Here is a 1,691-nt window from a genome sequence, read left to right as displayed (position 1 = left end):
CGGGCGGCGTCCCGTCTCCGTGATCACTTCCAGCCGGCGCGCCGTCACGTCCGACTTAAGCGTATGGTCAAGCATAGACACAAGCCGATCCCTTCAAAGAGATCGTGAAACTCGCTTATCCCATGTGCCGCGAGAAGGTGGGAGCGGAACGACGCTTACTTTAATCAGAAAGCGGAAGACCATGTAACGATAGAGCTACCGCAGCCAGCTTCGCATCAGAAACGGGTCTCGCCGAGTGCATCTCGGGCATTCCAGTTTCGGCTCAATGGTCGAAGCGCGCTATCTCAGACGAAGTTTAGATGGGTGTCTTGGCCTTGTCGGCGTTCTTGGACCAGGAGCGGTAATAAGCAACCGCAGTCATCAACGTTATTCCGACAACACTAACGACGATCTGCATCCAGATCGCGCCGGAGACTTCGACGAGCACGACGTGGGCACCGACCGCGAGGAAGACACCGACGCAGAAGACTTCGAGTGATTGCTGGCCGGACTTGATGAGCGGGCGGAATACCCGCCATTCGAGGCCCTGCCAGTCACGCGGCAGGAACCTAGCGATGAAGAAGAAGAGAACGATGAAATGGATGAGGCGGTACGGTGCGAGGTTGGTTTTGTCGTTGGGATTGAACGCATCGTACAGCCACGCCGGCATCATGTGAGCGATCTCCGGAAATCGCCCTGCCATCGTCATGACGAGGGCAAACAACAAGTACGCGCTACCGAGCCATAGCAGCGCGCGCGACCGGATTAATGGCCTCGCCTCGATCGAGCCACCCAGCGCGAACCATCCGCCGAAGATGAAAAGAAACTGCCAGCAGAACGGATTGAAGTACCAGGAGCCTGTCGGGTAGGCGGCCAGGTTCCAATCGAAGTGTCGTGCAACCAAATACAGCAGAAACGAAGCCGTCAGCGTTAAGTTCGGCAGTCGCAGCATCGTCCACAGAGCCGGCGGAAAGGCGACCATCAGCAGGATATAGAGAGGTAGCACGTCCATGTTGACGGGTTTGAACGCGAGGATCAGTCCTTGGTAGAGCGTCTCTGCCGGATTGGCCATGAAGCCGGCGACGTTGAATTCATTCTCGAGATCCGGATTGTTGTAGCGACGCGCGAGATACCCGATCTCGGCGATGTACATCACCAACAAGATGATGTGCGCAACGTAGATCTGCCAAGCACGTTTAATCAGGCGCGTGCCGCCAATCACGAAGCCGCGCTCGAGTATAATTCGGGCGTAAACGAATGAGGCGGTGTAGCCAGAGATGAACACGAACAGGTCGGCTGCGTCGCTGAAGCCATAGTTGCGCTGGGTGAGCCAGTTGACGGCATTGCCCGGTATATGATCGAGATAGATCGCCCAATTAGCAAAGCCGCGCAAAAGGTCGAGCCGATAATCGCGCCCTCTTGGCGGCATTATCACCCGAATCCTCATATTACCTCACCCGCCCGCGCAATAGGGCCGCAGGTATCCGTCGCCCGCATTATTATCAGTTTCCGTCCAAAACGCTTCTCAAGATTAAACTGAGAAGCCGGACCTGAGATGTGAGAGTGTGCCGATGTCGCCTCTTGGCACTTCGCGTCATTTCGCGTACGCGCAATAATCAGGTCGCTTCAGGGTAAAAGCGGACATCAATTGGCAGGCAGCACTGTCTGGCTCGGTCGAGAATGACCCTGGCTGTGTAGAAACACGAAAGATC

Annotated in this window: 1 protein-coding gene; it reads right to left on the bottom strand. The window is 56.1% G+C overall.

Features of this window, described 5'->3' with window-relative positions:
- Window positions 1-295 precede the first annotated feature (295 nt).
- Window positions 296-1,426: an OpgC domain-containing protein gene (locus AC629_RS43490; RefSeq protein ID WP_084810735.1), complete on the bottom strand. Its 1,131-nt coding sequence runs from the start codon at window positions 1,424-1,426 to the stop codon at window positions 296-298.
- Window positions 1,427-1,691 lie beyond the last annotated feature (265 nt).

Origin of the sequence: Bradyrhizobium sp. NAS80.1 (assembly GCF_001908205.1) — a bacterium.
Taxonomy (GTDB): domain Bacteria; phylum Pseudomonadota; class Alphaproteobacteria; order Rhizobiales; family Xanthobacteraceae; genus Bradyrhizobium.
Note: the sequence above shows the minus strand (reverse complement) of the source record. Positions and strands in the feature narration are given on the sequence as shown.

Excerpts from the sequence above, each read along its gene's own strand:
- AC629_RS43490 (WP_084810735.1), bottom strand. The coding sequence starts at position 1,426 with ATGAGGATTCGGGTGATAATGCCGCCAAGAGGGCGCGATTATCGGCTC.